Raw genomic sequence first — 22,144 nt, 5'->3', positions numbered from 1 at the left:
CTGACACTCGAGCGCTGGTGGCTGGATGATCGGCCATGGCGGATCTGGTGGTGGCGATGGATGTCCGGATGGCGATCGCGTTCGCGTGCTGCTCGCCGGAGCCGTTGAACGTGTCGGCGTTCTGCCTCGAGCACGGCATCTCGCGGCAGACGTTCTACCTCTACCGTCGCCGCTTCCAGGCCGAGGGCGTGCAAGGGGTGCTGCCCCGCTCGCGCCGGCCCGGCACCAGCCCGGGCGCGACCAGCGACAGCCTCCGCGAGGCCGTACTGGCCATGCACGACCGGCTCCGGGCCGAGGGCTGGGACGCCGGGGCGCGCAGCGTGCGGGACCGGCTGCTGGCCCACGGCCTGGAAGTGGTGCCCAGCGACCGCACGATCCACCGGATCCTGGCCGCTGCCGGGCGGGTGAAGACCTCACCCAGGAAACGTCGCCGGGATAGCTACCACCGCTTCGAAAGCACCGCTCCGAACGGGATGTGGCAGCTGGACGGCACCCAGACCCGCCTGTCCGACGGCACCGTGGTGCACATCCTGCGGGTGCTGGATGACCACTCCCGGATGCTGCTGGCCACCCTGGCCGCGCCCGCCGAGGACTCCGCCGCCGCGATCACGGTGCTGAGCACCGCGATGCAGCGCCACGGCCGCCCGGCCGCGCTGCTGCACGACGGCGCGTTCGCCTACAGCGGTCGCCGCTCCGGGCGTGGCCACGTCACCGAGGTCCAGTGGTGGCTGGCCCGCCTCGGGATCCACCAGATCGTCTCCTCGCCCTACCACCCCCAGACCTGCGGCAAGAAGGAACGCGAGTGGCAGGGCCTGCACCGCTGGCTCAAGGCCCACCCCACCCCCGCGACCCTGCCCGAGCTGCAACGCCTCCTGGACGCCTACGACGCCGTGTTCAACCACGAACGCACCCACCAGGGCATCGGCCGGGTCACCCCCGCCAGCCGCTACACCGCCACCCAAAAAGCCGCACCCGACCCCGCCATCAGCCCCCCGCTGCCGATCGCCACCTTCCACCACGACGTCATCGCCAGCAGCCGCGGCGAGGTCCCTCTGGGCACCAACCACAGCCTGCGCCTGGGCCCGCAGTGGGCCCACGCCCACCTCAGCGTCCTGCGCCACGACCTCGACGTCATCATCTTCGACGGCCAGCAGATCATCCACCAGCTACGCATCGACCCCAGACGACGCCGACAACCCGGCACCAACCCTCCCGGCCGCCCCAGAAAGTCCCTACTGTCAGGCCCACGATGATACTTGTGTCAGCGATGTCCTGGCACATGACAGTCGGCACACCGACGTTCTTCACACACGTTCGCGGGAGGAGGGAGTGGCGGTGGGGGCGCGGCGACGGCCGGCGACCCCGGTCGCGATGCCGACGCCGACCACCGCGACGACGATGCCGAGCACCTCGCGCAGCGTCAGGGTGTCGCCGAACGCCGCCCACGCCATGAGGGCGGTGACCGGCGGGCAGACGAAGAACAGGCTGGACGACGCCCCGGCGCCGCCCCGGCGGACGAGCAGCCCGAGGAGCAGCAGGCCGGCGACGGAGTTGACGAGCGCCAGCCACCCGACCGACACGAGTGCCGCCACGGGGTCGGCGACCGACGGAACACCTTCGAGGAGCGGCGCGAGCAGCGCCAACGGCGGCACGCACACGGCGAACTGCACGGTCGCGGCCCACAGCGGGTCGGGCGGGTCGTCCTCGAGGTGGAACCAGCGCTGACCCAGGGTGCCGACGCTCAGACCGACGAGGCTGAGCAGCCCGAGCGCGACCCCGAGCGCGCCGCCGGCCTCGTCGACGTCCGGCCCGAGCACGACGAGCACTCCGGCGACGCCGAGCACGAACCCCAGCACCTGCAGCCGCCCGAGCCGCTCGCCGAGCACCAGCCCGGCGAGCACGGCGGTCAGCACCGGGCTGAGCGCGTGCAGCAGAGACGCGAGCGTGGCGCCCATCCCGGCGTCGAAGGCGAGGTACATGAGCGCGAAGACGACGCCGTTCATCATCAGGCCGACGACGGCGATGCGGCCGAGCACCGAGCGCCGGATGCGCAGCGGCCCGCGCAGCCGCCACGCCAACGCGGCCGTCACCGCCGCGGCCACGACGAAGCGCAGCAGCAGCGCCCAGAAGGGTGACACCGCGCGCACCGCCGCGGGCCCGGCGACGTAGCCCGAGCACCAGACCACGACGAACGCGGCCGCCGGCAGCAGGGGCAGGGCGCCGGCCCGAGCCGGCGCAGCGGTCGTCGTCGAGGCCATGCCCGGCCCAACCGAGGCCCCGGGGCCGTTGTTCCGAGGCGGAGGTCACACCGGCGGCCCGTACCGTGCCCCGGCATGATGGGCTCATGAGCTCGTCGACGATGCCGAAGCGCCCCTCCGACCCCCTCGACGTGATCGACGTCGACTCGATGCTCACCGACGAGGAGAAGGCCATCCGGGCCACGGTCCGGCAGGTCTGCGACGACCTCGTCGACCCGCACGTCATGGGCTGGTACGAGGCCGGTGACCTGCCCGTCGCGCGCGAGCTGGCCCGCGAGTTCGGCAAGGTCGGCCTGCTCGGGATGCACCTCGAGGGCTACGGCTGCGCCGGGATGTCGTCGGTCGACTACGGCCTGGCCTGCCTCGAGCTCGAGGCGAGCGACTCCGGCATCCGGTCGCTCGTCTCGGTGCAGGGCAGCCTCGCGATGTACGCGATCCACGCGTTCGGCTCCGAGGAGCACAAGCAGGAGTGGCTGCCGCGGATGGCCGCCGGCGAGGCGATCGGCTGCTTCGGCCTCACCGAGCCCGACCACGGCTCGGACCCCGCCTCGATGCGCACGCGCGCCCGCCGTGACGGCGACGACTGGGTGCTCGACGGCTCGAAGATGTGGATCACCAACGGCACGCTCGCCGACGTCGCGGTCGTCTGGGCCAACGCCGGCGAGGAGCACGGCGGCATCCGGGGCTTCGTCGTCCCGACGGACACGCCGGGGTTCGAGGCGCACGTCATCAAGAACAAGATGTCGCTGCGGGCGTCCGTGACCGCCGAGCTGACCTTCAGCGGGCTGCGCCTGCCGGCCGACGCCGTCCTGCCCGAGGTGCGCGGGCTCAAGGGGCCGCTGTCGTGCCTGTCCGAGGCGCGCTACGGCATCGTCTGGGGGTGCCTCGGCGCCGCCCGCTCGGCCCTCGACTCCGCCCGCCGCTACTCGATGGAGCGCACGCAGTTCGACCGGCCGATCGCCGGCTTCCAGCTGACCCAGGCCAAGCTCGCGCACATGTCCACCGAGCTCCAGCTCGGCCGGCTCCTCGCGCTGCACCTCGGCCGGCGCAAGGACGCGGTCGGGCTGCGGCCGGAGCAGGTCTCGGTCGGCAAGTACAACAACGTGACCAAGGCGATCGAGATCTGCCGCACCGCGCGGACCATCCTCGGCGGCAACGGCATCAGCGGCGAGTACCCCGTGATGCGCCATGCGAACAACCTCGAGTCGGTGCTGACCTACGAGGGCACCGTCGAGATGCACACGCTCGTCATCGGTCAGGCGCTGACCGGCGAGGCCGCCTTCCGCTGACCCCCACCGATGCGGGCTACACCGCAGTAAGTGCTGCTGTGGCGACACGTACTGCGGTGTAGCCGGCACCGGCGTCGGCTCGTGCTCCTGGCGGCCGTCGTGGCGCCGGAGGTGGGGCGATCACCCCCGCTCCGGCGCCATCGAGCGCGCCACGAGCCCCGCCGGAACCGGTTTGTCCCCTCTCGCCTCCCGGGAGCACACTGGAGGGGACCTGTTCCAGAACGCTCGACCCGGCCGGGTGCCCCGGCGGTCGCCCGACCGACGAGGCCCCTGTGCTCGCCCCCTACCGCCCCCTGTTCGCCGTCCCCGGTGCCCTGCCCTTCATCGCCGGGACCGCCCTCTCCCGCACCGGCGGTGCGATGTTCGGTGTCGCCGTCATCGTCATGGTCAGTGAGCGGCAGGGCTCCTACGGCCTCGCCGGGGCGGTCAGCGCCGTCGGGCTCGCGGTGCTCGCGGTCGCCGGCCCGGTGCTCGGGCGGCTCATCGACCAGTACGGCCAGCGCCGGGTCGCCCGGCCCTTCATGGTGCTCTCGGCGGTCGCCGGCCTGGGCACCGCGCTCGCGTCCGGGTTCGGGGCGCCGGTCTGGACCCTCTTCGTCCTCTACGGCGTCAGCGCCTTCCTGCCCGAGCCCGGGCCGATGTCGCGCGCCCGCTGGGCCCACATCTTCCGGGACGACCCGGACCGCCTCCACACCGCGATGTCCTTCGAGCAGGTCGCCGACGAGGCGTCGTTCGTCATCGGTCCGGTCATCGCGGTGCTGGTCTCGACGCTGTGGTTCCCCGAGGCCGGGCTCGTCCTCGCCGAGGTCCTCTTCACCGTCGGCGTCCTCACCTTCCTCGCCGCCCGGGCGACCGAGCCGCCGGTCGTGGCCCGCGCCGACCGCCCGAGCGGGCTCGCGATCCGCCGACCCGGCCTGCTCGTCGTCGCGACCGCGCTCGTCATGACCGGCGTGATCTTCGGCGCCAACGAGGTCGTCGCGGTCGCCTTCGCCGAGGCCGACGGCAACGCCAGCCTCTCGAGCCTCGTGCTCGGCGGCTTCGCGGTCGGCTCGACGCTCTCGGGGCTGTGGTTCGGCGCCCGGACCTTCCGCTCGACGCTGACGAAGCGCCTCCTCGTCGCCGCCGCGGCGATGCTCGTCCTCGAGGTCCCGGCGCTCCTCGTGGCGAACACGTGGCAGCTGACCGCCGTCATGGTCGTCGCGGGCTCGGCCACCGCGCCGATGCTCATCACCAGCCTGTCGCTCGCGCAGCGCCTCGTCCCGGCAGCCCTCGTCACCGAGGGGATGGCCGTCGCGGTCACCGGCATCCTCATCGGCATCTCGGCAGGGTCGGCGGTCGGCGGCTGGGCCGTCGAGGCCCTCGGGCCCCAGCGCGCCTACGCCGTCCCCGTGCTCGCCGGGGCACTGGCCCTAGCGATCGTCGCGGTCCGCCGTCGGCACCTCGAGGGTGCCGAGGCGGCCCGCGTCAGCTCGCCGGTGCCGTGACCGCCGCGTCGTCGGAGCGTGCCGCGCCCGGGCGCGGCCCCTCCCCGGTCGACCCGCTTCCGGCGTTCGCGCGCTCGGTGTAGGCGGAGCCCTTGCGCAGCTCGACCTGCGGGAGGAACGCCAGCACGACGACGGCGAGCACCATGACGATCGAGCCGACGAGGAAGACCACGTCCATCGCCTCCGAGAAGCCCATGAGGAACGGCTTGGCCAGTGCGGGGTCGAGCCCGTTGAGGAACGAGCTGTCCTGGAGGACACCGCTGGAGGCGGCGGCGGACCCGCCGGCCTGGCTCTGCTGGAGCTGCTGCGCGAAGGCCGCGTTGGCCGGGTCGCGCAGGGCGCTCTGGAACTCGGCGGTGGGGGCCACGGTACGGAACGCGGACGAGATCCGGTCCGGCACGAGGGAGAACAGCACCGTGAGGAAGACCGCGGTCCCGATGGTGCCGCCGATCTGCCGGGTGAAGGTGGCGGTCGAGGTCGCGACACCGATCTGCTGCGGCGGGACGGCGTTCTGCACGGCGAGGGTCAGCGGCTGGAAGTTGAAGCCCAGGCCCAGGCCGAAGAAGACCATGATGACCATCGTCTGCCACAGCGGGGTGTCGAACGCGGTGTAGTGCAGCGCGAACAGCGAGCCGGTCAGCAGCACGGCGCCGGTGACCGGGAAGAGCCGGTACTGCCCCGTGCGGCTGATGATCTGGCCCGACGAGATCGACCCGGACATGATGCCCAGCGTCAGCGGCAGGAGCAGCAGGCCGGCCTCGGTGGGCGAGGCACCCTTGACGATCTGCAGGTAGAGGGGCAGGGCGGCCAGCCCGCCGAACATCCCCATGCCGATGATGATCGAGGCGGCCGAGGACACCCCGACGGTGCGGTTGCGGAAGATCTTCAGCGGCAGGATGGCCTCGTCGCCCATCCGGCTCTCCTGGAGGACGAAGAGCACGGCCGCGATGCCACCGACGACGTAGGCGGCGATCGAGCGGCCCGAGCCCCAGCCCCACTCGCGGCCCTGCTCGGCGACGAGCAGCAGCGGCACGAGCGAGACGGACAGGAGCGCGGCGCCGAGCCAGTCGATGCGGTGGTCGAGGCGCTGGTGGCGCAGGTGCAGCGTCTTGGTGACGAGCGCGAGGGCGACGATGCCGATCGGCACGTTGACGAGGAAGACCCAGCGCCACCCGGTGACCCCGAAGATGGCGTCGGTGCCGGCGAAGAAGCCACCGATGACCGGGCCGAGCACCGAGGAGGTGCCGAAGACCGCGAGGAAGTAGCCCTGGTACTTGGCGCGCTCGCGGGCCGGGACGATGTCGCCGACGATCGCCAGGGCGAGCGAGAACAGGCCGCCGGCGCCGAGGCCCTGGACGGCGCGGAAGAACGCCAGGCCGGTCATCGAGGTCGACAGGGTGCACAGGACCGAGCCCACGACGAAGATCGAGATGGCCGTGACGAACAGCTTCTTGCGGCCGTAGATGTCGCCGAGCTTGCCGTACAGCGGCGTGACGATCGTCGACGTGATGAGGTACGCCGTCGTCGCCCACGCCTGGTGGTCCAGACCCTTGAGGTCGTCGGCGATCGTGCGGATGGCGGTGGCGACGATCGTCTGGTCGAGGGCGGCCAGGAACATCCCGGCCATGAGGGCGATGAGGATGGTGACGATCTGGCGGTGCGAGAGGTCGCCGTCGCCGGTGGGGGCGGAGGGGCCGCCGGCGGTCGCGGTGCGGGGGGCGCCGGCGGCGTGGGCGCCGCCGCTGCCGGCGACGTGGCGGCCGGGGCCGCGCGAGCCCGAGTGGCTCGTCGGCTGGTCGGGGTCCGCGTGGCGGGGTGAGCTCATCGGGTGCTCCTGGCGGTCGGGTCGGTGAAGGAGGCCTCGAGGTCCGCGGCGAGGCGGGCCAGGTGGCGGGTGAGGGTGCGGACGTCGTCCTCGCTCCAGTCGGCGAGCAGGCCCTGGAGCCAGCGGTCGCGGCCCTCCCGGATCGCGACGAGGAGCGCGGTGCCCTCGGCGGTCACGGCGAGGACGTGGGCGCGCCCGTCGTCGGGGTCCGGCTCGCGGACGACGAGGCCGTGCTCGACGAGGGTGCTGACCTGGCGGCTGACCGTCGAGACGTCGGAGTGGACGGCCTCGGCGAGCTCGGAGACGCGCAGGGGGGTGCGGACGAGGTTGAACAGCAGCGGGTAGGCCATCGGGTCGACCTGCTCGTGCATGCGGGGGGCACGGGCCCGGGCGACGTGCATGAGCTTGAGCACGCGGACGAGCTCGTCGCCGAGGACGGCCGTCGGCGTCGACGACGCGGCGCTGAAGGACATCGGACCTCCTCGGGGGTGGGGGCGGACGCGGACGTCCGAGCGGGCAGTTGTTTGCAGCATACAACTAGATCTGGGGATGCAGGAACGCGTCAGGACCGACCTTCGACAGAGCGGGCCGACGGTGCCCGGGGCCGACCGGGGCCGGCGTGCCTCAGAGCGCGCGGGCGCCGAGGTGGTTCAGCAGGTTCTGCGAGAACCGCTGGCCCATGAGCGTCACGACGCCCTTCATCGCGGTGTTGACCGCCGGCTTGGTGAGGGCGGGGAACGGCAGGTCCACCGAGATCGTCATCGACGTCTCGAGATGCGTTCCGCCGGAACGCGGTTGCAGCGCGTACCAGCCCTCGACCCCGGCCGACTCCTCGGCGAGCGCGGCGTCCGGGTCGTGCGCGAACTCGATGCGGTGGGGCTCGTCGAACGTCATCCGCTCGGTGAACGAGAACGAGAAGCTCTTGCCGAGCACCGGGACGCGGGTCATCTCCCACACCCAGTGCTCGCCGTGCTCGGTGACGCGCTGGAGGAACGGGGTGAGCCGGGCGATCTCGTCGGGGTCGGTCAGCGTGGCCCAGACGGCGTCGGGCTCGGCGCTGACCGTCGCCGCGGACCGGGTCGACGTCGAGAAGCGCGCCATCAGGGGGTGATGGCCAGGGCCGCGAGGACGGACCGGGCGACGCCCTCGTCGCCGTGCACGGTGACCGGCAGCTCGTCGGGGGAGCGCCGGCCGCCGGCCAGCCGCATTGCCACCCGCGTCGACATCGACAGCGAGGTCGTCACGACGTCGGGGTGGTCGGCGTCCTCGCCGGTGAAGAGGGGGATGCCGACCGCGCGGTCGCCGTCCTGCTCGACCCGGACACCGGCGCGGCCGACCGTGGGGCCGGTGAGGTCGAGGACGACGGCCTGACCGGGGGCGACCCGCGCGTCGCGCGCGACGACCCGGGGCAGGACGGCGAAGAGGCGGCTGACGCTCAGCGCGGCCGCGGGGGTGTCGAGGCCGCCGGGACGGTCGAGGGCCTCGCGCAGGTCCTGCTCGTGCATCCAGACGTCGAAGGTGCGGATGCCGACGAGGTCGGCGAGCGTCGTGCGGCCGAACGGCCCGCGGACCTCCTCCTCGCCGGTGACGCCCTCGGACCGGTAGACCGCGAGGCGCTCCTCGAGCCGCCAGTCGAGCTCGTCGACGAGGTCCTCCGGCGAGCGGCCGCGGCGGGCCTCGACGAACTTCTCGTGCCGGGTGCCGAAGTCGTGGCGCAGGTAGTCGTAGCCGCTGACGTCGACGTCCGGGTCGGGGTCGCCGGCCACCATCGACTCGCCGCCGAGGACGTGGGCGAGCTGGTCGGCCACCGTCCAGCCGGGGCAGTCGGTGGGGCGCTCGGCGTCGCCGGGGCGCAGCGCGCGGCCGAGGTCGGTGACGCAGCGGACGGTGTGCGCCCACGCGTCGACGACCTCGGCGAAGCCGGTCGGGGCAGGTGGGTGCAGGGACATGTCGACCACAGTACCTACGCTGGGGGGTGTGACCTCCCTGCCGAGCAGCCGCCCCGCGGCCCGTGACGCGACGGGCGACGGCACCGACACCGCCCGCTGGCTGCGGCCGCTGCTGCTGACGCTCGCGGCCGGCCTCGTGGCCCTCGTGCCCGCCGCGCTGCTGACCGGGGCCGCCGACCCGCTCGCGCTCGCCGACCCCGGCCCGGCCGTCCGGTGGGGCGTGCCGGTCGTCGCGACCGTCGGCAACATCGCCTCGTCCACGACCCTCGGCCTGCTGCTGCTCGCCGTCTTCCTCGCGCCCGAGCGCGCCCGCACCGACCGCCGCGGCACGGCCCGGCGGCTGGCCGGCGCCACCGGTGTCCTGTGGGCGGTCGCCGCGCTGCTCGAGGTCGTCCTCACCTTCGCCGACCTGTCCGGGACGCCGCTCACGTCGCCGGACCTCCTGCCCCAGCTGCTGTCGTTCGCCTGGGCGCTCGAGACCACCCGCGTCCTCGTCATCGCCGCCGGGGTGGCGGTCGTCGTCGCCGCGACGGTCGGTCTGGCCCGCAGCCGCGCCGCGACGGCGTGGCTCGCCGCGCTGACGCTCGTCGCGATCGTCGTCCACGCCCTCAACGGCCACTCGGCCGGCTCGGCGAGCCACGAGGACGCCGTCAACGGCCTCGCCGTGCACCTGCTCGGGGTGAGCGTCTGGGTCGGCGGGCTCATCGCGCTCGTCATGATGCGGCGCGCCCTGGGCCGCGACCTCGGGGCCACGGTCGGGCGCTTCTCGGTGCTCGCGACGTGGGCCATCGTCGCCGTCGGCCTCTCGGGGCTCGTCCAGGCGTGGATCCGCATCGGCTCGCTCGACGGCCTGACCACGACGTACGGCATCGTCCTGCTCGGCAAGGTCGTCGCCATCGCGGTGCTCGCCGTGCTCGGGGTGCAGCAGCGCCGCATCCTCGCGGCCCGCCTGAGCGCGGACCCGTCCGACGGCCGGGCCTTCGCGCGCCTCGCCGTCACCGAGCTCGCGGTGATGGGCGTCGCCGTCGGGCTCGCCTCCGTGCTCGCGCGCAGCATCCCGCCGGTCCCGGACGCCCTGCCCGACCCCGGCATCGTCCTCGAGCTGACCGGCTACCCCGACCCCGGGCCTTTCGGGGGCGCCGACTGGCTGCTGGCGTGGCGGATGGACTGGCTCTTCGTCGCCGTCGCGGTGCTCGCGGTCGGCCTCTACGTCGCGGGCTTCGTGCGGCTGCGGCGGCGCGGCGACGCGTGGCCCGTGCTGCGGGTCGTCACGTGGACCCTCGGCTGGGCGCTGTTCGTCTGGGCCACGTGCGGGGCGCCGGGCATCTGGGGCAGGGTGCTGTTCAGCGCCCACATGGTCATGCACATGGCCGTCGCGATGATCGTGCCGCTGCTCCTCGTGCCGGCGGCCCCGGTGACCCTGGCCCTGCGGACGCTGGCCGCCCGGCGCGACAAGACGTGGGGACCGCGCGAGCTGCTGCTCCAGGTCGTGCACTCCCGGGCGATGCGGGTGCTGGCCAACCCGGTCGTCGCCGCGGCCGTGTTCTTCTTCAGCCTCGCGGCCTTCTACTACACCGGACTGTTCGAGCTGGCGCTGACGACCCACACGGGCCACCTGCTGATGATGGCCCACTTCCTGCTGTCCGGGTACCTGTTCGTCTGGGTGATGATCGGCATCGACCCCGGGGTCCCGCGCTGGTCGCCGCTCATGCTGCTCGTCATCCTCTTCGCGACCGTGTCGTTCCACGCGTTCTTCGGGGTCGCGCTGACCGGCAGCTCGACGCTGCTCGCGCCGGACTTCTTCACGGCCATCAACCTGCCGTGGGGCCCCGACCCGCTCGCCGACCAGCACACCGCCGGCGAGATCGCGTGGGGCATCGGTGAGGCGCCGACGCTGACGCTGGCCGTCATCGTCGCCGTCCAGTGGTTCCGCAGCGAGATGCGCGAGACCGCGCGCCTGGACCGCAAGGCCGACCGCGACGGCGACGCCGACCTCACCGCCTACAACGCGCGCCTGGCCCGGCTGCGCGAGGAGGCCGACCAGCTCGACTGACCTCCTGCCCGGGGGGAGGGGCGTGCAGCAACTGACGAATGTGTCGATTTCTGTACGGTCGGCCGTCGGCGTGCAGGAACTGACGAATGTGTCGATTCCTGTACACCGCACCGGGCGGTCGGCGTTCGGCGTGCAGCAACTGACGAATGTGTCGATTCCTGTACACCGCACCGGGCGGTCGGCGGTCGGTGGGCAGTAACTGACGAATGTGTCGATTCCGGTACACCGGCGGGTGCGCGAGGATGGGGCGATGCGCATCGCCCTCCTCCAGCTGGCCTACGGCGACGACGAGCCCGCGGGCGCCCGCATCGACCGGGCGGCGGACCTCGTCGCGCAGCAGCGCGGGCACGACCTCGTGGTGCTGCCCGAGCTGTGGGCCCCGACCGGCTTCGACTACACCCGCTGGGACGGCGAGGCCGAGCCGCTGGACGGCCGCTTCGCCGCGGCGATGGCGGATGCCGCCCGCGCGGCCGGCGCCACGCTGCACGCCGGCTCCTTCGTCGAGCGGCTGCCCGAGCCGGGGCCCGACGGCAACACGCTGTCCAACACCTCGCTCCTCTTCTCGGGGGAGGGCGAGCGCCTCGCCGTCTACCGCAAGATCCATCGCTTCGGGTTCGGCGCCGGCGAGCCGAAGCTCATGGAGGCAGGGGAGGACGTCGTCGTCCTCGACCTGCCGGACGGCGCCGGCGGCACGGTACGCACCGGCCTGACCACCTGCTACGACCTGCGCTTCCCCGAGCTCTACCGGCGTCAGCAGGAGGCGGGGGCATCCCTCCTGCTCGTGCCGGCCGCGTGGCCGCTGGCCCGCGTCGCGCACTGGACGCTGCTCGGGCGTGCGCGCGCGGTCGAGAACCAGTGCGTGCTCGCGCAGGTCAACACCGGCGGCACGCACGCCCGGACGCCGATGGGCGGCCACAGCCAGGTCGTCGCGGCGAACGGCGAGGTGCTCGGCGAGCTCGCGCACACCGACGAGGCCGTGCTCTCGGTCGACGTCGACCTCGCCGGGACGGCGGCCTACCGCGAGGCGTTCCCCGTCCTCGCCGACCGCCGCCTCTGACCCACCCCGGACGCGACTCCCGGCACACCGCCCACGCAGGACCTCCCGCGGCACCCGGAAGCTCCGCGGCGGCGCGGGAGCTTCCGGCAGAGGGGCGGGGCGGGAGGACGGCGAACCCGGGAGGTGCGGGGGCGCGGGGTGGGCGACGCCGTGCGAAGGTAAGGGGCATGGACGCCGCCGTCACCGCAGCCGCCGTCGCCGAGCTCGCGCAGGCCCTCCCGCCGGGGGTCGTCACCACCGACCCCGCCGCGCTCGAGAAGTACCGCCACGACTGGACGCACGACGCCAGCGCCGGCACGCCGCTGGCGGCCGTTCGCGTCGAGGACGCCGCGCAGGTGCAGCAGACCCTGCGCTGGGCGACCGAGCACCGCATCGGCGTCGTCCCCCGTGGCGCCGGCACGAGCCTGTCGGGCGGCTCGATGGGCGTCGACGGCACCATCGTCCTCAGCCTCGAGCGGATGCGCGCCGTCGAGATCGACACCGCCGCGCGCGTCGCGGTCGTCGAGCCCGGCGCGCTCAACGTCGAGGTCAAGAACGCCGCTGTCGCAGAGGGCCTCTGGTACCCGCCGGACCCCAGCTCGTTCGAGATCTGCTCGATCGGCGGCAACATCGCGACCAACGCCGGTGGCCTCTGCTGCGTCAAGTACGGCGTGACGACCGACTACGTCCTCGGCCTCGACGTCGTCCTCGCCGACGGCACCCTCGTGACGCTCGGCGGCAAGCGCGTCAAGGACGTCGCCGGCCTCTCGCTGCTCAAGCTCTTCGTCGGCTCCGAGGGCACGCTCGGCATCGTCACCCGGGCCATCCTGCGGCTCGTGCCCGCGCAGGCTCCCCGCTCCACCGTCGTCGCGCTCTTCCCGACCGTCGCCGACGCCGCGGCCGCCGTCATCGAGCTCGGCCGCACGGTCCGCGCCTCGATGGTCGAGCTGATGGACCGCGCCTCGATCAACGCCGTGGAGGACTACCAGCCGATGGGGCTCGACCGCGACGCCGGCGCGCTCCTCCTCATCCAGTCGGATGCCCCGGGCGCCTCGCGCGCCGAGGAGGTCGCGGCCATCGTCGCGGCCTGCGAGGTCACCGGCGCCAAGGAGGTCGTCGCCACCGACGACCCGGACGAGGCCGAGATGTTCGTCCAGGCCCGGCGCGTGCACTTCACCGCGCTCGAGCCGCGCGGCGCGGTCCTGCCCGAGGACGTCGGCGTGCCCGTGCCGCAGCTGCCGGCGCTGCTCGCCGAGATCGAGGCCATCGGCCAGCGCCACGGGGTCGAGATCCCCGTCGTCGCGCACGCCGGCGACGGCAACACCCACCCGGCGATCGTCTACGACGCGACGGACGCCGATTCCGAGCGTCGGGCCCGCCTCGCCTTCGGCGACATCATGGACGCCGCCATCGGCCTCGGCGGCACGATCACCGGCGAGCACGGGGTCGGCCGGCTCAAGAAGGGCTCGCTGGAGGCGCAGCTCGGCCCCGAGGTCATGGACCTCAACCGCCGCGTCAAGGCCGCGCTCGACCCGCAGGGCATCCTCAACCCCGGCTCCTTCGTCTGACCGGATGCCTCGACAGCCGCGCCGGCTCGTGCGACCCTGACGGCACGGCAGCCCGGAGGCACCGGACGCCGGAAGGGGAGTGGCGCCATGTGGTGGATCATCGGACTCCTGGTCCTGGTCGTCGTGCTCGGGGTGGTCCTCGAGCGCCGGCGCCGCGGCACGGGCACCCGTTCGGAGTTCACCGGCGACGCGCCCTACGGCGCCGAGGCGGCAGCCTCCCGGATGACCCACAACGGCCCGGGCCTGGGTGGTGGCGGCGGCCAGTAGCCCGTTGCCCGTCGTCGACAAAGTCTGCACAAACCTTCGACGGCGCAGGTCGGAACAGGTACGGTCGGGATGACCGTCCGCCGACCCCTGCCCCAGGAGACCCCATGTACATCGGACTCGGCATCTTCCTCCTCGTCCTCGGCGCCATCCTCACGTTCGCCGTCGGCGACCAGAGCGTGGCCGGCCTGAACCTCGAGATGATCGGCTACATCCTCATGGCGGGCGGCGTCCTCGCCATCCTCCTGTCCTTCGTCATGCAGGCCGGCAGCCGCCGCGGACGCGTGACGACGACCCGCGAGAGCCACGTCGACCCCAACACCGGCACCCGCGTCGACCGCACGGAGATCGACCCGCGCTGACGCGCCGCACGCCGCACGCCCGACGGGCCCGCCCCTCCAGCAGGAGGGACGGGCCCGTCGTCGTGTGGGTCCGGGCGCGGCGCGTGCTCCGGGCAGGCGCGCCGGGCCCGGGGTCGGGGGACCGCCGGGCGGGCGGGTCAGAAGGCGGACTCGGGCACGTCCATGAGGTCGTTGTCGCTGGCCTCGGCCATGGCCCGCTCGGCGGAGAGGCGGGGCAGGACCTGGCGGGCGTAGAAGCGCGCCGCGGCGACCTTGCCCTCGTAGAAGTCCTTCTCCTTGCCCTCGGCGCCGGCCTCGAGCGCATCGAGCGCGACGGCGGCCTGGCGCAGCAGGAGCCACCCGACGACGAGGTCGCCGGCGCCGAGCAGCAGACGGGTGGTGTTCTGGCCGACCTTGTAGAGGTTCGGCAGCTCGCCGCCCTGGCGCGGGTCGGACTTCATGAGCTCGCCGACCATGTAGCCGAGGATGGCCTGGACGTCCTCGACGCCCTGGCCGAGCAGCTCGCGCTCGCGGTCGAGGCGCCCGCCGTTGAGGCCGAGGTCCTTGGCGAACTCCTGCATCTGCGTCGCGAGGTGGGTCAGCGCCTGGCCCTTGTCGCGGACGATCTTGCGGAAGAAGAAGTCCATGCCCTGGATCGCGGTCGTGCCCTCGTAGAGCGTGTCGATCTTCGCGTCGCGGACGTACTGCTCGACGGGGTAGTCCTGGAGGAAGCCGGAGCCGCCGAAGGTCTGCAGCGACTCGGTGCCGAGCAGCACCCACGCCCGCTCCGAGCCCAGGCCCTTGACGATCGGCAGCAGCAGGTCGTTGACGCGGTTGGCGACGTCGGCGGCCGAGCCCTTCTCGAAGGTCTGCTCGCCGGTGGTCAGCACGTGCTGGTCGACGACGTCCTGCTGGCTCGCGGTGAAGAGCACGAGCGCGCGCAGGCCCTCGGAGTACGCCTTCTGGAGCATGAGCGAGCGGCGCACGTCGGGGTGGTGCGTGATGGTGACGCGCGGCGCCGACTTGTCGGTCATCTGCGTGAGGTCGGCGCCCTGGACGCGCTGCTTGGCGTACTCGAGCGCGTTGAGGTAGCCGGTCGAGAGCGTGGCGATCGCCTTGGTGCCGACCATCATCCGCGCGTTCTCGATGACGTGGAACATCTGCGCGATGCCGTCGTGGGCGTCACCGAAGAGGGTGCCGACGGCCGGCTTCTCGCCGCCGAAGGTCAGCTCGCAGGTCGTCGAGACCTTGAGGCCCATCTTCTTCTCGACGTTCGTGACGTAGACGCCGTTGCGCTCGCCGAGCTCACCGGTCTCGAGGTCGACGGCGTACTTCGTGAGGATGAACAGGCTGAGGCCCTTGGTGCCGACGCCGGCGCCCTCGGGGCGGGCGAGGACGAAGTGCACGACGTTGTCGACCATGTCGGACTCGGCGCTCGTGATGAAGCGCTTGACCCCGCTGATGGTCCAGGTGCCGTCCTCGTTCTGGGTGGCCTTGGTGCGGCCGGCGCCGACGTCCGAGCCGGCGTCGGGCTCGGTGAGCACCATCGTGCAGTGCCAGCCCTTCTCGACGATCCAGCGGGCGAGCTTCTTCTGGTCGTCGTTGCCGATGAGGTACAGCAGCTTGGCGAAGGAGTAGGACGCGGCGAACATCGCGAGGGCGGGGTTGGAGCCCAGCAGCATCTCGTTGGCCGCCCAGCGCAGGCTCGGCGGGGCGACGGTGCCGTCGAGCTCGGCCGGCAGGTCGATGGCCCAGAAGCCGCTCTCGCGGTAGGCCTCGACGGACTTCTTGAACGACTCCGGCATCGTGACGGCCTGCGTCTGCGGGTCGTAGACCGGCGGGTTGCGGTCGGCGTCGGCGAAGGACTCGGCGAGCTCGTGCTCCGAGAGGCGCGAGATCTCCTTGAGCATCTCGCGGGCGGTGTCGGCGTCGAGGTCGGCGTAGGGGCCGCTGCCCAGGACCTCGCCGCGGCCGAGCACCTCGAAGAGGGTGAACTCGATGTCGCGGAGGTTGCTCTTGTAGTGACCCATCGTGGTCCTCCCGGGGACGTCGCAAAGTGAGCGCTTGCTCACCAGTGTGCTACCAGCGGGTAACCGGCGCAACCACCGGGTGGGTGAGGGCCGTCTCGCCCGTTCGACGGACCCCGTCGGCCTAGGGTGGCGAGACTACGCGGCCGCCCGGAGCCGCCCGGCGCCGGAGGGAGCGCGGATGGTCACGGCCGAGGAGGACGCGGGCCGGCTCGACCACGCCGTGGGAGCGCTGCTCGGGGTGCACGCCGGGGACTCCCTCGGCGCGGCGGTCGAGTTCTCCTCGCGCGAGGAGATCCGGGCCCGGTACCCCGACGGGCTGTGGGACATCGTCGGCGGCGGACCGTTCGACTGGCCGGCCGGCCACGCGACGGACGACACCGACCTGACCCGCGCGGTGCTGCTGGCCCACCTCGACCGACCGGATGACGTCGTGCGCGCCGCGGCCGACCACATGCTCGACTGGTTCGAGGGGCGCTGGCCCGGCCGCACGCCAGGCATCCCGCCGCGCGACGTCGGCGGCGCCACCCGCACCGGACTGACTCGTTACCGCGCGTCCGGCGACCCGCGACGGGCCGGGTCGGGCCCGGGGCAGGCCGGCAACGGGTCGCTGATGCGCTGCCTCCCGACGGCCCTCGCCGAGCGGGATGCCGCACGCCGCGTCCGCCTGGCCGTCGAGATCTCGGCGGTGACGCACGACGACCCGCGGTGCACGGCGGCCTGCGCCGCGTACGTCGAGGTGGCGGCCGCGCTCGTCGAGGGCGCCGGGGCCGCCGACGCGGTGGCCGCGGGCCTCGCCACTGCGCAGGGGCTCGGCGTCGGCGAGGTCGTCGAGGCGTTCGCGGACGACCGGCGTCCGACGGTGGCGGACCTCGTCGAGGGGCGCGAGCGGCTGGCCGGTGACGGCGGCGGGTACGTCCTCGACTCGCTGCGCATCGCCCTCGTCGCCGTCCTCGACCCGCGTCCGCTCGAGCCCGTGCTCGTCGACGTCGTGCGCATGGGCCGCGACACCGACAGCAACGCCGCGATCGCCGGCGGGTTGCTCGGCGCGCGCGACGGAGCCGCCGCCGTGCCGGCGCGCTGGGTCGGGCTGCTGCAGTTCGCCGACGAGTTCGCCGACGGCGCAAGGGAACTCTGGGTGGACCGTCGCGGCTGACGCCTGCGCGCCAGCGGCGACAGCGCAGGGCTGCGGGGCATACTCGGGGGCGTGAGCACTGCGGACGTCCTCGCCGAGGCGCGCCGGCTCGTCGACGACGGCCAGGCGTGGAAGGCCCGTGACCTCCTGCTCGAGCACGCCGAGACGGACGCCGACCCCGAGCTCCTCCGCGTCCTCGGTCACGTCCTCCACGGGATGGGCGACCTGCCGCGGGCCGGGGCCATCTGGTTCGCCGCCGGCGTCAAGGGCCCGGAGGCCGACGACGCCGTCGCCGCGTGGCGCGAGCAGTCCGGCGACGACTTCGTCGCGATGTGGCGCGCGCTGCCGGAGCCGGTGCGCGAGGAGCCGCGCGCGCCCCGCATCGAGGCGCTGCGCACCAAGGCCCTCGTCGCCGACCCGAAGCTCGACGCGCCGCCGGAGCCGCTCGTGCGCCCGGGCGAGCTGACCGCGCCGGACGCCGAGAAGACCTCGGACGCCGACGAGGCCGGCGGCGTGGACGGCGCCCAGGTCATCGGCTGGATCCTCGCGGCGCTCTTCGTCGTGTGCGCCGTCATCGGCATCGTCACCGTGCTCGGCTGGGTCGTCCCCAGCTGACCTCGTGCCCCCGGGCCCGGCGGCGTCAGTAGCAGCCGTTGACCGTGGCGGCGAGCATGTCGAGGTTCTGCTTGAGGGACGTCGTCGACTGGCGGCCGTTGACGACGAACGCGAAGACCTTGAGACGTCCGTCGGTGCCGTAGGTGTAGCCCGCCAGGGAGGCGACGTCGCCGAGGGTGCCCGTCTTGGCCCAGACCTTCCCCGCCGCACACCGGGAGCGGCTCGTGACGAAGCGGTCGTACTTGGTGGCCAGGGTGCCCGTGCGTCCTGCCGTCGGCAGGCTGCTCGTGCTGCGCATGGCCGCGAGCTCCGGACGGGACCGGTCGACGGCGCGGTCCACGATGGTCGCGAGCTGCAGGGAGCTGATGCGGTTGGAGCGCGAGAGCCCCGAGCCGTCGTACACCGCGCCGTAGGAGAGGCCGGCCCTCAGGATGGTGCGGGTCTGGGCCGAGCGGGCGCCGCTCCACGTGGCGTCGTAGCCGGCGGCGCGTGCGACGACCCGGTGGAGCATCTCGGCGACGTCGTTGTCGCTCGTCAGGAGCATTCGCCCGACCATGGCCGCGACCGTCCAGCCGTCGCTCGACGCGAGGGTGGCCGCGCCCGAGCGCACGTTCCCGCGTCCCCAGTAGCGGACGCTCGCGATGCCGTGGGCCTTGAGCCGCGCGGCGAAGTACGTGCCGACGTCGGCGCTCGTGTCGGACACGTCGCGCTGGTCGCGCACCAGCGCCCGGACCGGCGTGACCGAGTCGGGGACGTAGCTCGCCTTCCAGCCGGTCGCGAGGGAGGGCTTGGGGAAGATGTCGTCGTCGACGTAGACCCGGACGGTCCTCGTGCCGCGGGCCTTGAGGGTGCGGGCCGTCGTCGCCGCCATCCGGTCCAGTGCACTGCTCCTGAGCATCGGGTCCCCGCCGGCCTGGATGATCACCCGGTCCGAGCTCGAGCCCTGACGGACGGTCGTCCGGATGCGTCGGTCGGGGCCGAGGACGGTGAGGGCGTTGTGGGCCGTCACGAGCTTCGTCGTCGAGGCCGGGATCTTCGTCGAGGTCCCGTTCCGCGACCACACCCGGGTGTTGGACGCGGCGTCGAGGACCGTCCCCGAGAACGAGGTGCCGAACGCCGCCGTCGTCACGCGGTTGCCCAGCGCCCGGCGGATGCGCTCGTCGGCGGTCTCGGCCGCGACCGCGGCGACGGGTCGGGCGGCTGCCGGCGAGGACGAGGCGGCGAGCGCCGGGGCGGCCACGGCGGGCGCGGCGAGTGCGGGTGCGACCGGGGCGGTCAGGAGGGCCGCGGTGAGGGTCGCGGCGGCCGCGAGGCGGGTGGGGCGGCGGACGGTGCGCATCGCGCTCTCCATCGGACGGGCGGTCATGGACGGCCGCGAGCCCCTGCGCCGCGGTCGGGAGGAGGCTAACCCGCTGGGTTGCCGGGTGTCCTGTCGACCTGGCGGACGCCGCGTCGCCCGACCCGGAGTACGGCAGGCCCGCACGTGCGGGGTTATCGCTGTCAGACCGAGCAGCCGGCCGCGACAACCCCGCACGTGTGGGGGTACCTCAGTGGCGCAGCGGGGTGACCGTGACGTCGACGGCCTTGGCGCGGCCACCGACGGCGTAGGCGGCGATGCCGTCGGCCGACGCGGGCGGGTAGACGAGGTCGGTGACCGAGACCGTGCCGTGCGCGGCGAGCACCTCGACCGAGCTGCGGTCGAGGTGGACCGTGAAGGTGGCCTTGCCTCCGCGCACCGTGACCGGCGCCTCCTCGAGGCTCGCGAAGAGCCGGTTGAAGGCGACGTCTCCGCTGTGCGTCCGGTCGACGAGCAGTGTGCCGTCGCGCCGGACGCCGATGCGGGTGCCGATGGACCCGTCCGCGCTGCGCCGCAGCACGACACCGGCCTCCCGGGCCGACCCGAGGTCGACGCGCACCTCGACCTGGGCGACCGTGGCGTCCATCCGCGTGTCGTGCTCGCCGGGGCGGAGCGACCGAACCCGGGCGCGCTCCTGGTGGCGGCGGTCGAGAAGCCGGTCGACGCCGCGCACCGGCTCCTGACGCAGGCGCAGGCCGTCCGGCGTCGAGACGAGGGAGAGCCGGCGCGGCATCGTCATCTGGCCGCGCCACGGGTCGGTCGGCACGTCGCCGGCGTACTGCCAGTTGCTCATCCAGCTGATGGAGGTGCGCTGGTCGTCGGGCAGCCCGTTGAAGGTGACGCCGGCGTAGTTGTCGCGGCCGTAGTCGACCCAGTGGGCGCGCTCCGTGCCGTTGCGCGCCGGCGCGGAGGCGAGCATGAACTGGTCGGCCAGCACGTGCCCCCATCCGCCGGAGCTGTGGTCGATGATGCGGATCTGGGCGCTGCGGCCGCGGAGGTCGGCCACGTCCCACGAGGCCCAGTCGAGCGCCTCGCTGTCCGCGCCGGTGCTCGAGCGCACGACCTGGCCGTCGACGACGAGGTTGACCGTCGTCTGCGTGTCGCGCGGCCCGGCCGCGGTGTCGGAGAACCGGATGTCGTCGACCATGAGGTGGCCCCAGTCGCCTCCGCCGTGCTCGTCCCGCACGACGATGCGCGCCTGGCGGCCGACCACCGAGCTCGCGTCGATGGAGCGCCAGTCCATCTCGCCGGAGCTGTTGCCGGTGACCGACTCGACGACGCTGCCGCCGGAGACGAGCTCGACGACCGTCGGGCCGCTCGTGCCGAGCGGGTGGTCGCCGCCGGCGACGAGCAGGTTCACGTGCTTCTTCGTGACGGTGAACTCGGGCGAGACGAACGTGCCGACCGCCGGGTCGCACTTGTCCGGCACCACGCAGGTGTCGAGCACCTTGTCGCCCTGGTGGTTTGGCAGGCCGGAGCTGGTGGCGCCGTAGCCGACGAAGTCGCCCGTGGCGCTCCATCCGGCGGGGAGGCGGGTCGCGGGGTCGAGGTCCTCGAAGTCGGTGAAGACCTCACCTCCGGGGTCGCCCTGCGTCGCGCCGGGGACGGCCGGGTGGTTGCCGCCGCCGACGAGGAAGTTGAGGTAGCGCTGGTCGATGACGAACTCCGGGGACGTCAGCTCGCCCTGGGCGGCGTCGGCGTCGACGAAGCTGTTGGCGAGGTGCTCGCCGACGTAGCCGCTGACGGCCTGCTGGCCGGGCAGGGTGCCGGCGACGGGGGCATCGCCGAAGGCCGTGCCGGTCGGGGTCCAGCCGGCATATCCGTCCTCGAAACCCTGCAGCAGACGGCCCTTCGGCGGCTCGTACGTGGCGGGGCCGTCGGGGGTGAAGGTCGTGCCGTCGAAGTCGCCGACGAAGTACTGCGTGCCCGACCCGCCGGCGATCCCGCCCGGGTTGAGGCTCACGAGCATGACCCACTTGGTCTGCTTCTTCCCCCTGGCGCCCTCGACGGTCAGCGGGAAGAGATCGGGGCACTCCCACACGCCTCCCGTGGCGTTGCGAGGACCGAACTCCGACAGCCTGGTCCACTCCTTGAGGTCTTTGGAGCGCCAGATGAGCACCTTGTGCTCGCTGGCGACGACCGCGACCATCCGCCACTCGCGGGCGGGGGCGTACCAGAACACCTTCGGGTCGCGGAACTCGCGCGAGCCGATGTCGATGACCGGGTTGCCGGCGTACTTCGTCCAGGTCCGGCCGTCGTCGGTCGAGTAGGCGAGCGACTGCGCCTGGATGCCCTCGCGCCCGCTCGCCGCCGTGTAGGCGCTCGTGTACATCGCGACCATCGGCGGGTTCTTGGCCGTGCCGAGGCCGGAGGTGTTGCGTTCGTCGACGACCACCGAGCCGGAGAAGACGCCCTCGGTCGCGTCGAACGGGATGGCGACCGGCTGCTCCGTCCAGTGCACGAGATCCGTGCTCGTCGCGTGGCCCCAGGACATGTTGCCCCAGACGTTGCCGAGCGGGTTGTGCTGGAAGAACAGGTGGTAGACGCCCTGGTGGAAGACGAGCCCGTTGGGGTCGTTCATCCAGTTCTGCGCCGGGCTGAAGTGGTGGACCGGCCGGTGCTCGGGGGTGTCCGCCGACGCCGGCGCGACCCCGAGGGTGGCGACGAACGCGACGACACAGAGCACGACGGCCTGCCAGCGGTGGGTGGTGGACGGACGCTTCAGCATGATGTTCCCCCGGTGATGACAACGTTGTCAGCGATCTGCGACATCACGCTACCCGCGGATTCCGCAGGGCGCTCGTTGAGCGGTCGCCGGGGGCGGCCGACCCCGTTGTCGCACCCGACCGGCCGTACCGACCCCGCACGTGCGGGGTTGTCGCTGTCAGACCGAGCGGCCGGCCGCGATAACCCCGCACGTGCGAAGTGATCGCTGCCCGGAGG

At 73.2% G+C, this 22,144-nt stretch carries 18 protein-coding genes; 10 read left to right on the top strand and 8 right to left on the bottom strand.

Going from position 1 to position 22,144, the window contains the following annotated elements:
* Window positions 1–35: 35 nt before the first annotated feature.
* On the top strand, window positions 36–1,253 hold the full coding sequence (locus KMZ30_RS07565; protein ID WP_215511924.1) for a DDE-type integrase/transposase/recombinase: 1,218 nt from the start codon (window positions 36–38) through the stop codon (window positions 1,251–1,253).
* Between the two features lie 51 nt (window positions 1,254–1,304).
* On the opposite strand, the gene KMZ30_RS07560 is transcribed toward KMZ30_RS07565, so the two are convergent.
* Complete coding sequence (locus KMZ30_RS07560; RefSeq protein ID WP_215511925.1) at window positions 1,305–2,258, bottom strand: DMT family transporter; 954 nt, start codon at window positions 2,256–2,258, stop codon at window positions 1,305–1,307.
* 86 nt (window positions 2,259–2,344) lie between these two features.
* Between KMZ30_RS07560 and KMZ30_RS07555 the strand changes: the two genes are divergently transcribed.
* Both KMZ30_RS07555 and KMZ30_RS07550 read left to right on the top strand, forming a co-directional pair.
* On the top strand, window positions 2,345–3,547 hold the full coding sequence (locus tag KMZ30_RS07555) for an acyl-CoA dehydrogenase family protein (RefSeq protein WP_030527045.1): 1,203 nt from the start codon (window positions 2,345–2,347) through the stop codon (window positions 3,545–3,547).
* A gap of 272 nt (window positions 3,548–3,819) precedes the next feature.
* Window positions 3,820–5,031, top strand: coding sequence for an MFS transporter (locus tag KMZ30_RS07550; protein ID WP_051750232.1), 1,212 nt, complete (start codon window positions 3,820–3,822; stop codon window positions 5,029–5,031).
* On the opposite strand, the gene KMZ30_RS07545 is transcribed toward KMZ30_RS07550, so the two are convergent.
* From KMZ30_RS07545 to KMZ30_RS07530, 4 genes are all read right to left on the bottom strand, one after another.
* Window positions 5,012–6,856, bottom strand: a complete 1,845-nt coding sequence (locus KMZ30_RS07545) for an MDR family MFS transporter (RefSeq protein ID WP_215511926.1) — start codon at window positions 6,854–6,856, stop codon at window positions 5,012–5,014. The genes KMZ30_RS07550 and KMZ30_RS07545 overlap by 20 nt on opposite strands.
* Complete coding sequence (locus KMZ30_RS07540; RefSeq protein ID WP_226901864.1) at window positions 6,853–7,329, bottom strand: MarR family winged helix-turn-helix transcriptional regulator; 477 nt, start codon at window positions 7,327–7,329, stop codon at window positions 6,853–6,855. Before KMZ30_RS07540 ends, KMZ30_RS07545 begins: the two co-directional genes overlap by 4 nt.
* Before the next feature lie 151 nt (window positions 7,330–7,480).
* Window positions 7,481–7,957, bottom strand: a complete 477-nt coding sequence (locus tag KMZ30_RS07535) for an SRPBCC family protein (protein WP_215511927.1) — start codon at window positions 7,955–7,957, stop codon at window positions 7,481–7,483.
* Window positions 7,957–8,805: a maleylpyruvate isomerase family mycothiol-dependent enzyme gene (locus KMZ30_RS07530; RefSeq protein ID WP_215511928.1), complete on the bottom strand. Its 849-nt coding sequence runs from the start codon at window positions 8,803–8,805 to the stop codon at window positions 7,957–7,959. The genes KMZ30_RS07535 and KMZ30_RS07530 overlap by 1 nt, the downstream gene beginning before the upstream one ends.
* A 28-nt stretch (window positions 8,806–8,833) precedes the next feature.
* Here KMZ30_RS07530 and KMZ30_RS07525 point away from each other — a divergent pair, with 28 nt between their 5' ends.
* From KMZ30_RS07525 to KMZ30_RS07505, 5 genes are all read left to right on the top strand, one after another.
* Window positions 8,834–10,858 (top strand): bifunctional copper resistance protein CopD/cytochrome c oxidase assembly protein, encoded by a 2,025-nt coding sequence (locus KMZ30_RS07525; RefSeq protein WP_308279609.1) that lies wholly within the window; start codon window positions 8,834–8,836, stop codon window positions 10,856–10,858.
* A 250-nt stretch (window positions 10,859–11,108) separates the two neighbouring features.
* Window positions 11,109–11,915: a nitrilase-related carbon-nitrogen hydrolase gene (locus tag KMZ30_RS07520; RefSeq protein ID WP_215511930.1), complete on the top strand. Its 807-nt coding sequence runs from the start codon at window positions 11,109–11,111 to the stop codon at window positions 11,913–11,915.
* A 167-nt stretch (window positions 11,916–12,082) separates the two neighbouring features.
* Window positions 12,083–13,462, top strand: coding sequence for an FAD-binding oxidoreductase (locus KMZ30_RS07515; RefSeq protein ID WP_030527036.1), 1,380 nt, complete (start codon window positions 12,083–12,085; stop codon window positions 13,460–13,462).
* A gap of 87 nt (window positions 13,463–13,549) precedes the next feature.
* On the top strand, window positions 13,550–13,729 hold the full coding sequence (locus KMZ30_RS07510) for a hypothetical protein (RefSeq protein WP_215511931.1): 180 nt from the start codon (window positions 13,550–13,552) through the stop codon (window positions 13,727–13,729).
* A gap of 104 nt (window positions 13,730–13,833) precedes the next feature.
* Window positions 13,834–14,088: a DUF6458 family protein gene (locus KMZ30_RS07505; RefSeq protein ID WP_215511932.1), complete on the top strand. Its 255-nt coding sequence runs from the start codon at window positions 13,834–13,836 to the stop codon at window positions 14,086–14,088.
* Window positions 14,089–14,225: 137 nt separating this feature from the next.
* On the opposite strand, the gene KMZ30_RS07500 is transcribed toward KMZ30_RS07505, so the two are convergent.
* On the bottom strand, window positions 14,226–16,097 hold the full coding sequence (locus KMZ30_RS07500; protein ID WP_215511933.1) for an acyl-CoA dehydrogenase: 1,872 nt from the start codon (window positions 16,095–16,097) through the stop codon (window positions 14,226–14,228).
* A 178-nt stretch (window positions 16,098–16,275) separates the two neighbouring features.
* Here KMZ30_RS07500 and KMZ30_RS07495 point away from each other — a divergent pair, with 178 nt between their 5' ends.
* Complete coding sequence (locus KMZ30_RS07495; RefSeq protein ID WP_215511934.1) at window positions 16,276–17,250, top strand: ADP-ribosylglycohydrolase family protein; 975 nt, start codon at window positions 16,276–16,278, stop codon at window positions 17,248–17,250.
* A 51-nt stretch (window positions 17,251–17,301) separates the two neighbouring features.
* Window positions 17,302–17,844 (top strand): hypothetical protein, encoded by a 543-nt coding sequence (locus KMZ30_RS07490; RefSeq protein ID WP_207024050.1) that lies wholly within the window; start codon window positions 17,302–17,304, stop codon window positions 17,842–17,844.
* 25 nt (window positions 17,845–17,869) lie between these two features.
* Here KMZ30_RS07490 and KMZ30_RS07485 read toward each other — a convergent pair whose 3' ends face one another.
* Window positions 17,870–19,210, bottom strand: a complete 1,341-nt coding sequence (locus KMZ30_RS07485; RefSeq protein ID WP_215511935.1) for a D-alanyl-D-alanine carboxypeptidase/D-alanyl-D-alanine-endopeptidase — start codon at window positions 19,208–19,210, stop codon at window positions 17,870–17,872.
* 181 nt (window positions 19,211–19,391) lie between these two features.
* Window positions 19,392–21,929 (bottom strand): glycoside hydrolase family 32 protein, encoded by a 2,538-nt coding sequence (locus KMZ30_RS07480; protein WP_215511936.1) that lies wholly within the window; start codon window positions 21,927–21,929, stop codon window positions 19,392–19,394.
* Window positions 21,930–22,144: the final 215 nt, after the last annotated feature.

Source organism: Phycicoccus mangrovi (genome assembly GCF_018729305.1).
Lineage (GTDB): Bacteria > Actinomycetota > Actinomycetes > Actinomycetales > Dermatophilaceae > Phycicoccus > Phycicoccus jejuensis.
The sequence above is the reverse complement of the archived record's forward strand: the minus strand, read 5'-3'. Positions and strand labels throughout refer to the sequence as shown.

Bases quoted from the DNA above. Each gene is read 5' to 3' on its own strand.
- KMZ30_RS07565 (WP_215511924.1), top strand. From the start codon at position 36: ATGGCGGATCTGGTGGTGGCGATGGATGTCCGGATGGCGATCGCGTTC.
- KMZ30_RS07560 (WP_215511925.1), bottom strand. From the start codon at position 2,258: ATGGCCTCGACGACGACCGCTGCGCCGGCTCGGGCCGGCGCCCTGCCC.
- KMZ30_RS07555 (WP_030527045.1), top strand. From the start codon at position 2,345: ATGAGCTCGTCGACGATGCCGAAGCGCCCCTCCGACCCCCTCGACGTG.
- KMZ30_RS07545 (WP_215511926.1), bottom strand. From the start codon at position 6,856: ATGAGCTCACCCCGCCACGCGGACCCCGACCAGCCGACGAGCCACTCG.
- KMZ30_RS07540 (WP_226901864.1), bottom strand. From the start codon at position 7,329: ATGTCCTTCAGCGCCGCGTCGTCGACGCCGACGGCCGTCCTCGGCGAC.
- KMZ30_RS07535 (WP_215511927.1), bottom strand. From the start codon at position 7,957: ATGGCGCGCTTCTCGACGTCGACCCGGTCCGCGGCGACGGTCAGCGCC.
- KMZ30_RS07530 (WP_215511928.1), bottom strand. From the start codon at position 8,805: ATGTCCCTGCACCCACCTGCCCCGACCGGCTTCGCCGAGGTCGTCGAC.
- KMZ30_RS07520 (WP_215511930.1), top strand. From the start codon at position 11,109: ATGCGCATCGCCCTCCTCCAGCTGGCCTACGGCGACGACGAGCCCGCG.
- KMZ30_RS07515 (WP_030527036.1), top strand. From the start codon at position 12,083: ATGGACGCCGCCGTCACCGCAGCCGCCGTCGCCGAGCTCGCGCAGGCC.
- KMZ30_RS07510 (WP_215511931.1), top strand. From the start codon at position 13,550: ATGTGGTGGATCATCGGACTCCTGGTCCTGGTCGTCGTGCTCGGGGTG.
- KMZ30_RS07505 (WP_215511932.1), top strand. From the start codon at position 13,834: ATGTACATCGGACTCGGCATCTTCCTCCTCGTCCTCGGCGCCATCCTC.
- KMZ30_RS07500 (WP_215511933.1), bottom strand. From the start codon at position 16,097: ATGGGTCACTACAAGAGCAACCTCCGCGACATCGAGTTCACCCTCTTC.
- KMZ30_RS07495 (WP_215511934.1), top strand. From the start codon at position 16,276: ATGGTCACGGCCGAGGAGGACGCGGGCCGGCTCGACCACGCCGTGGGA.
- KMZ30_RS07485 (WP_215511935.1), bottom strand. From the start codon at position 19,210: ATGACCGCCCGTCCGATGGAGAGCGCGATGCGCACCGTCCGCCGCCCC.
- KMZ30_RS07480 (WP_215511936.1), bottom strand. From the start codon at position 21,929: ATGCTGAAGCGTCCGTCCACCACCCACCGCTGGCAGGCCGTCGTGCTC.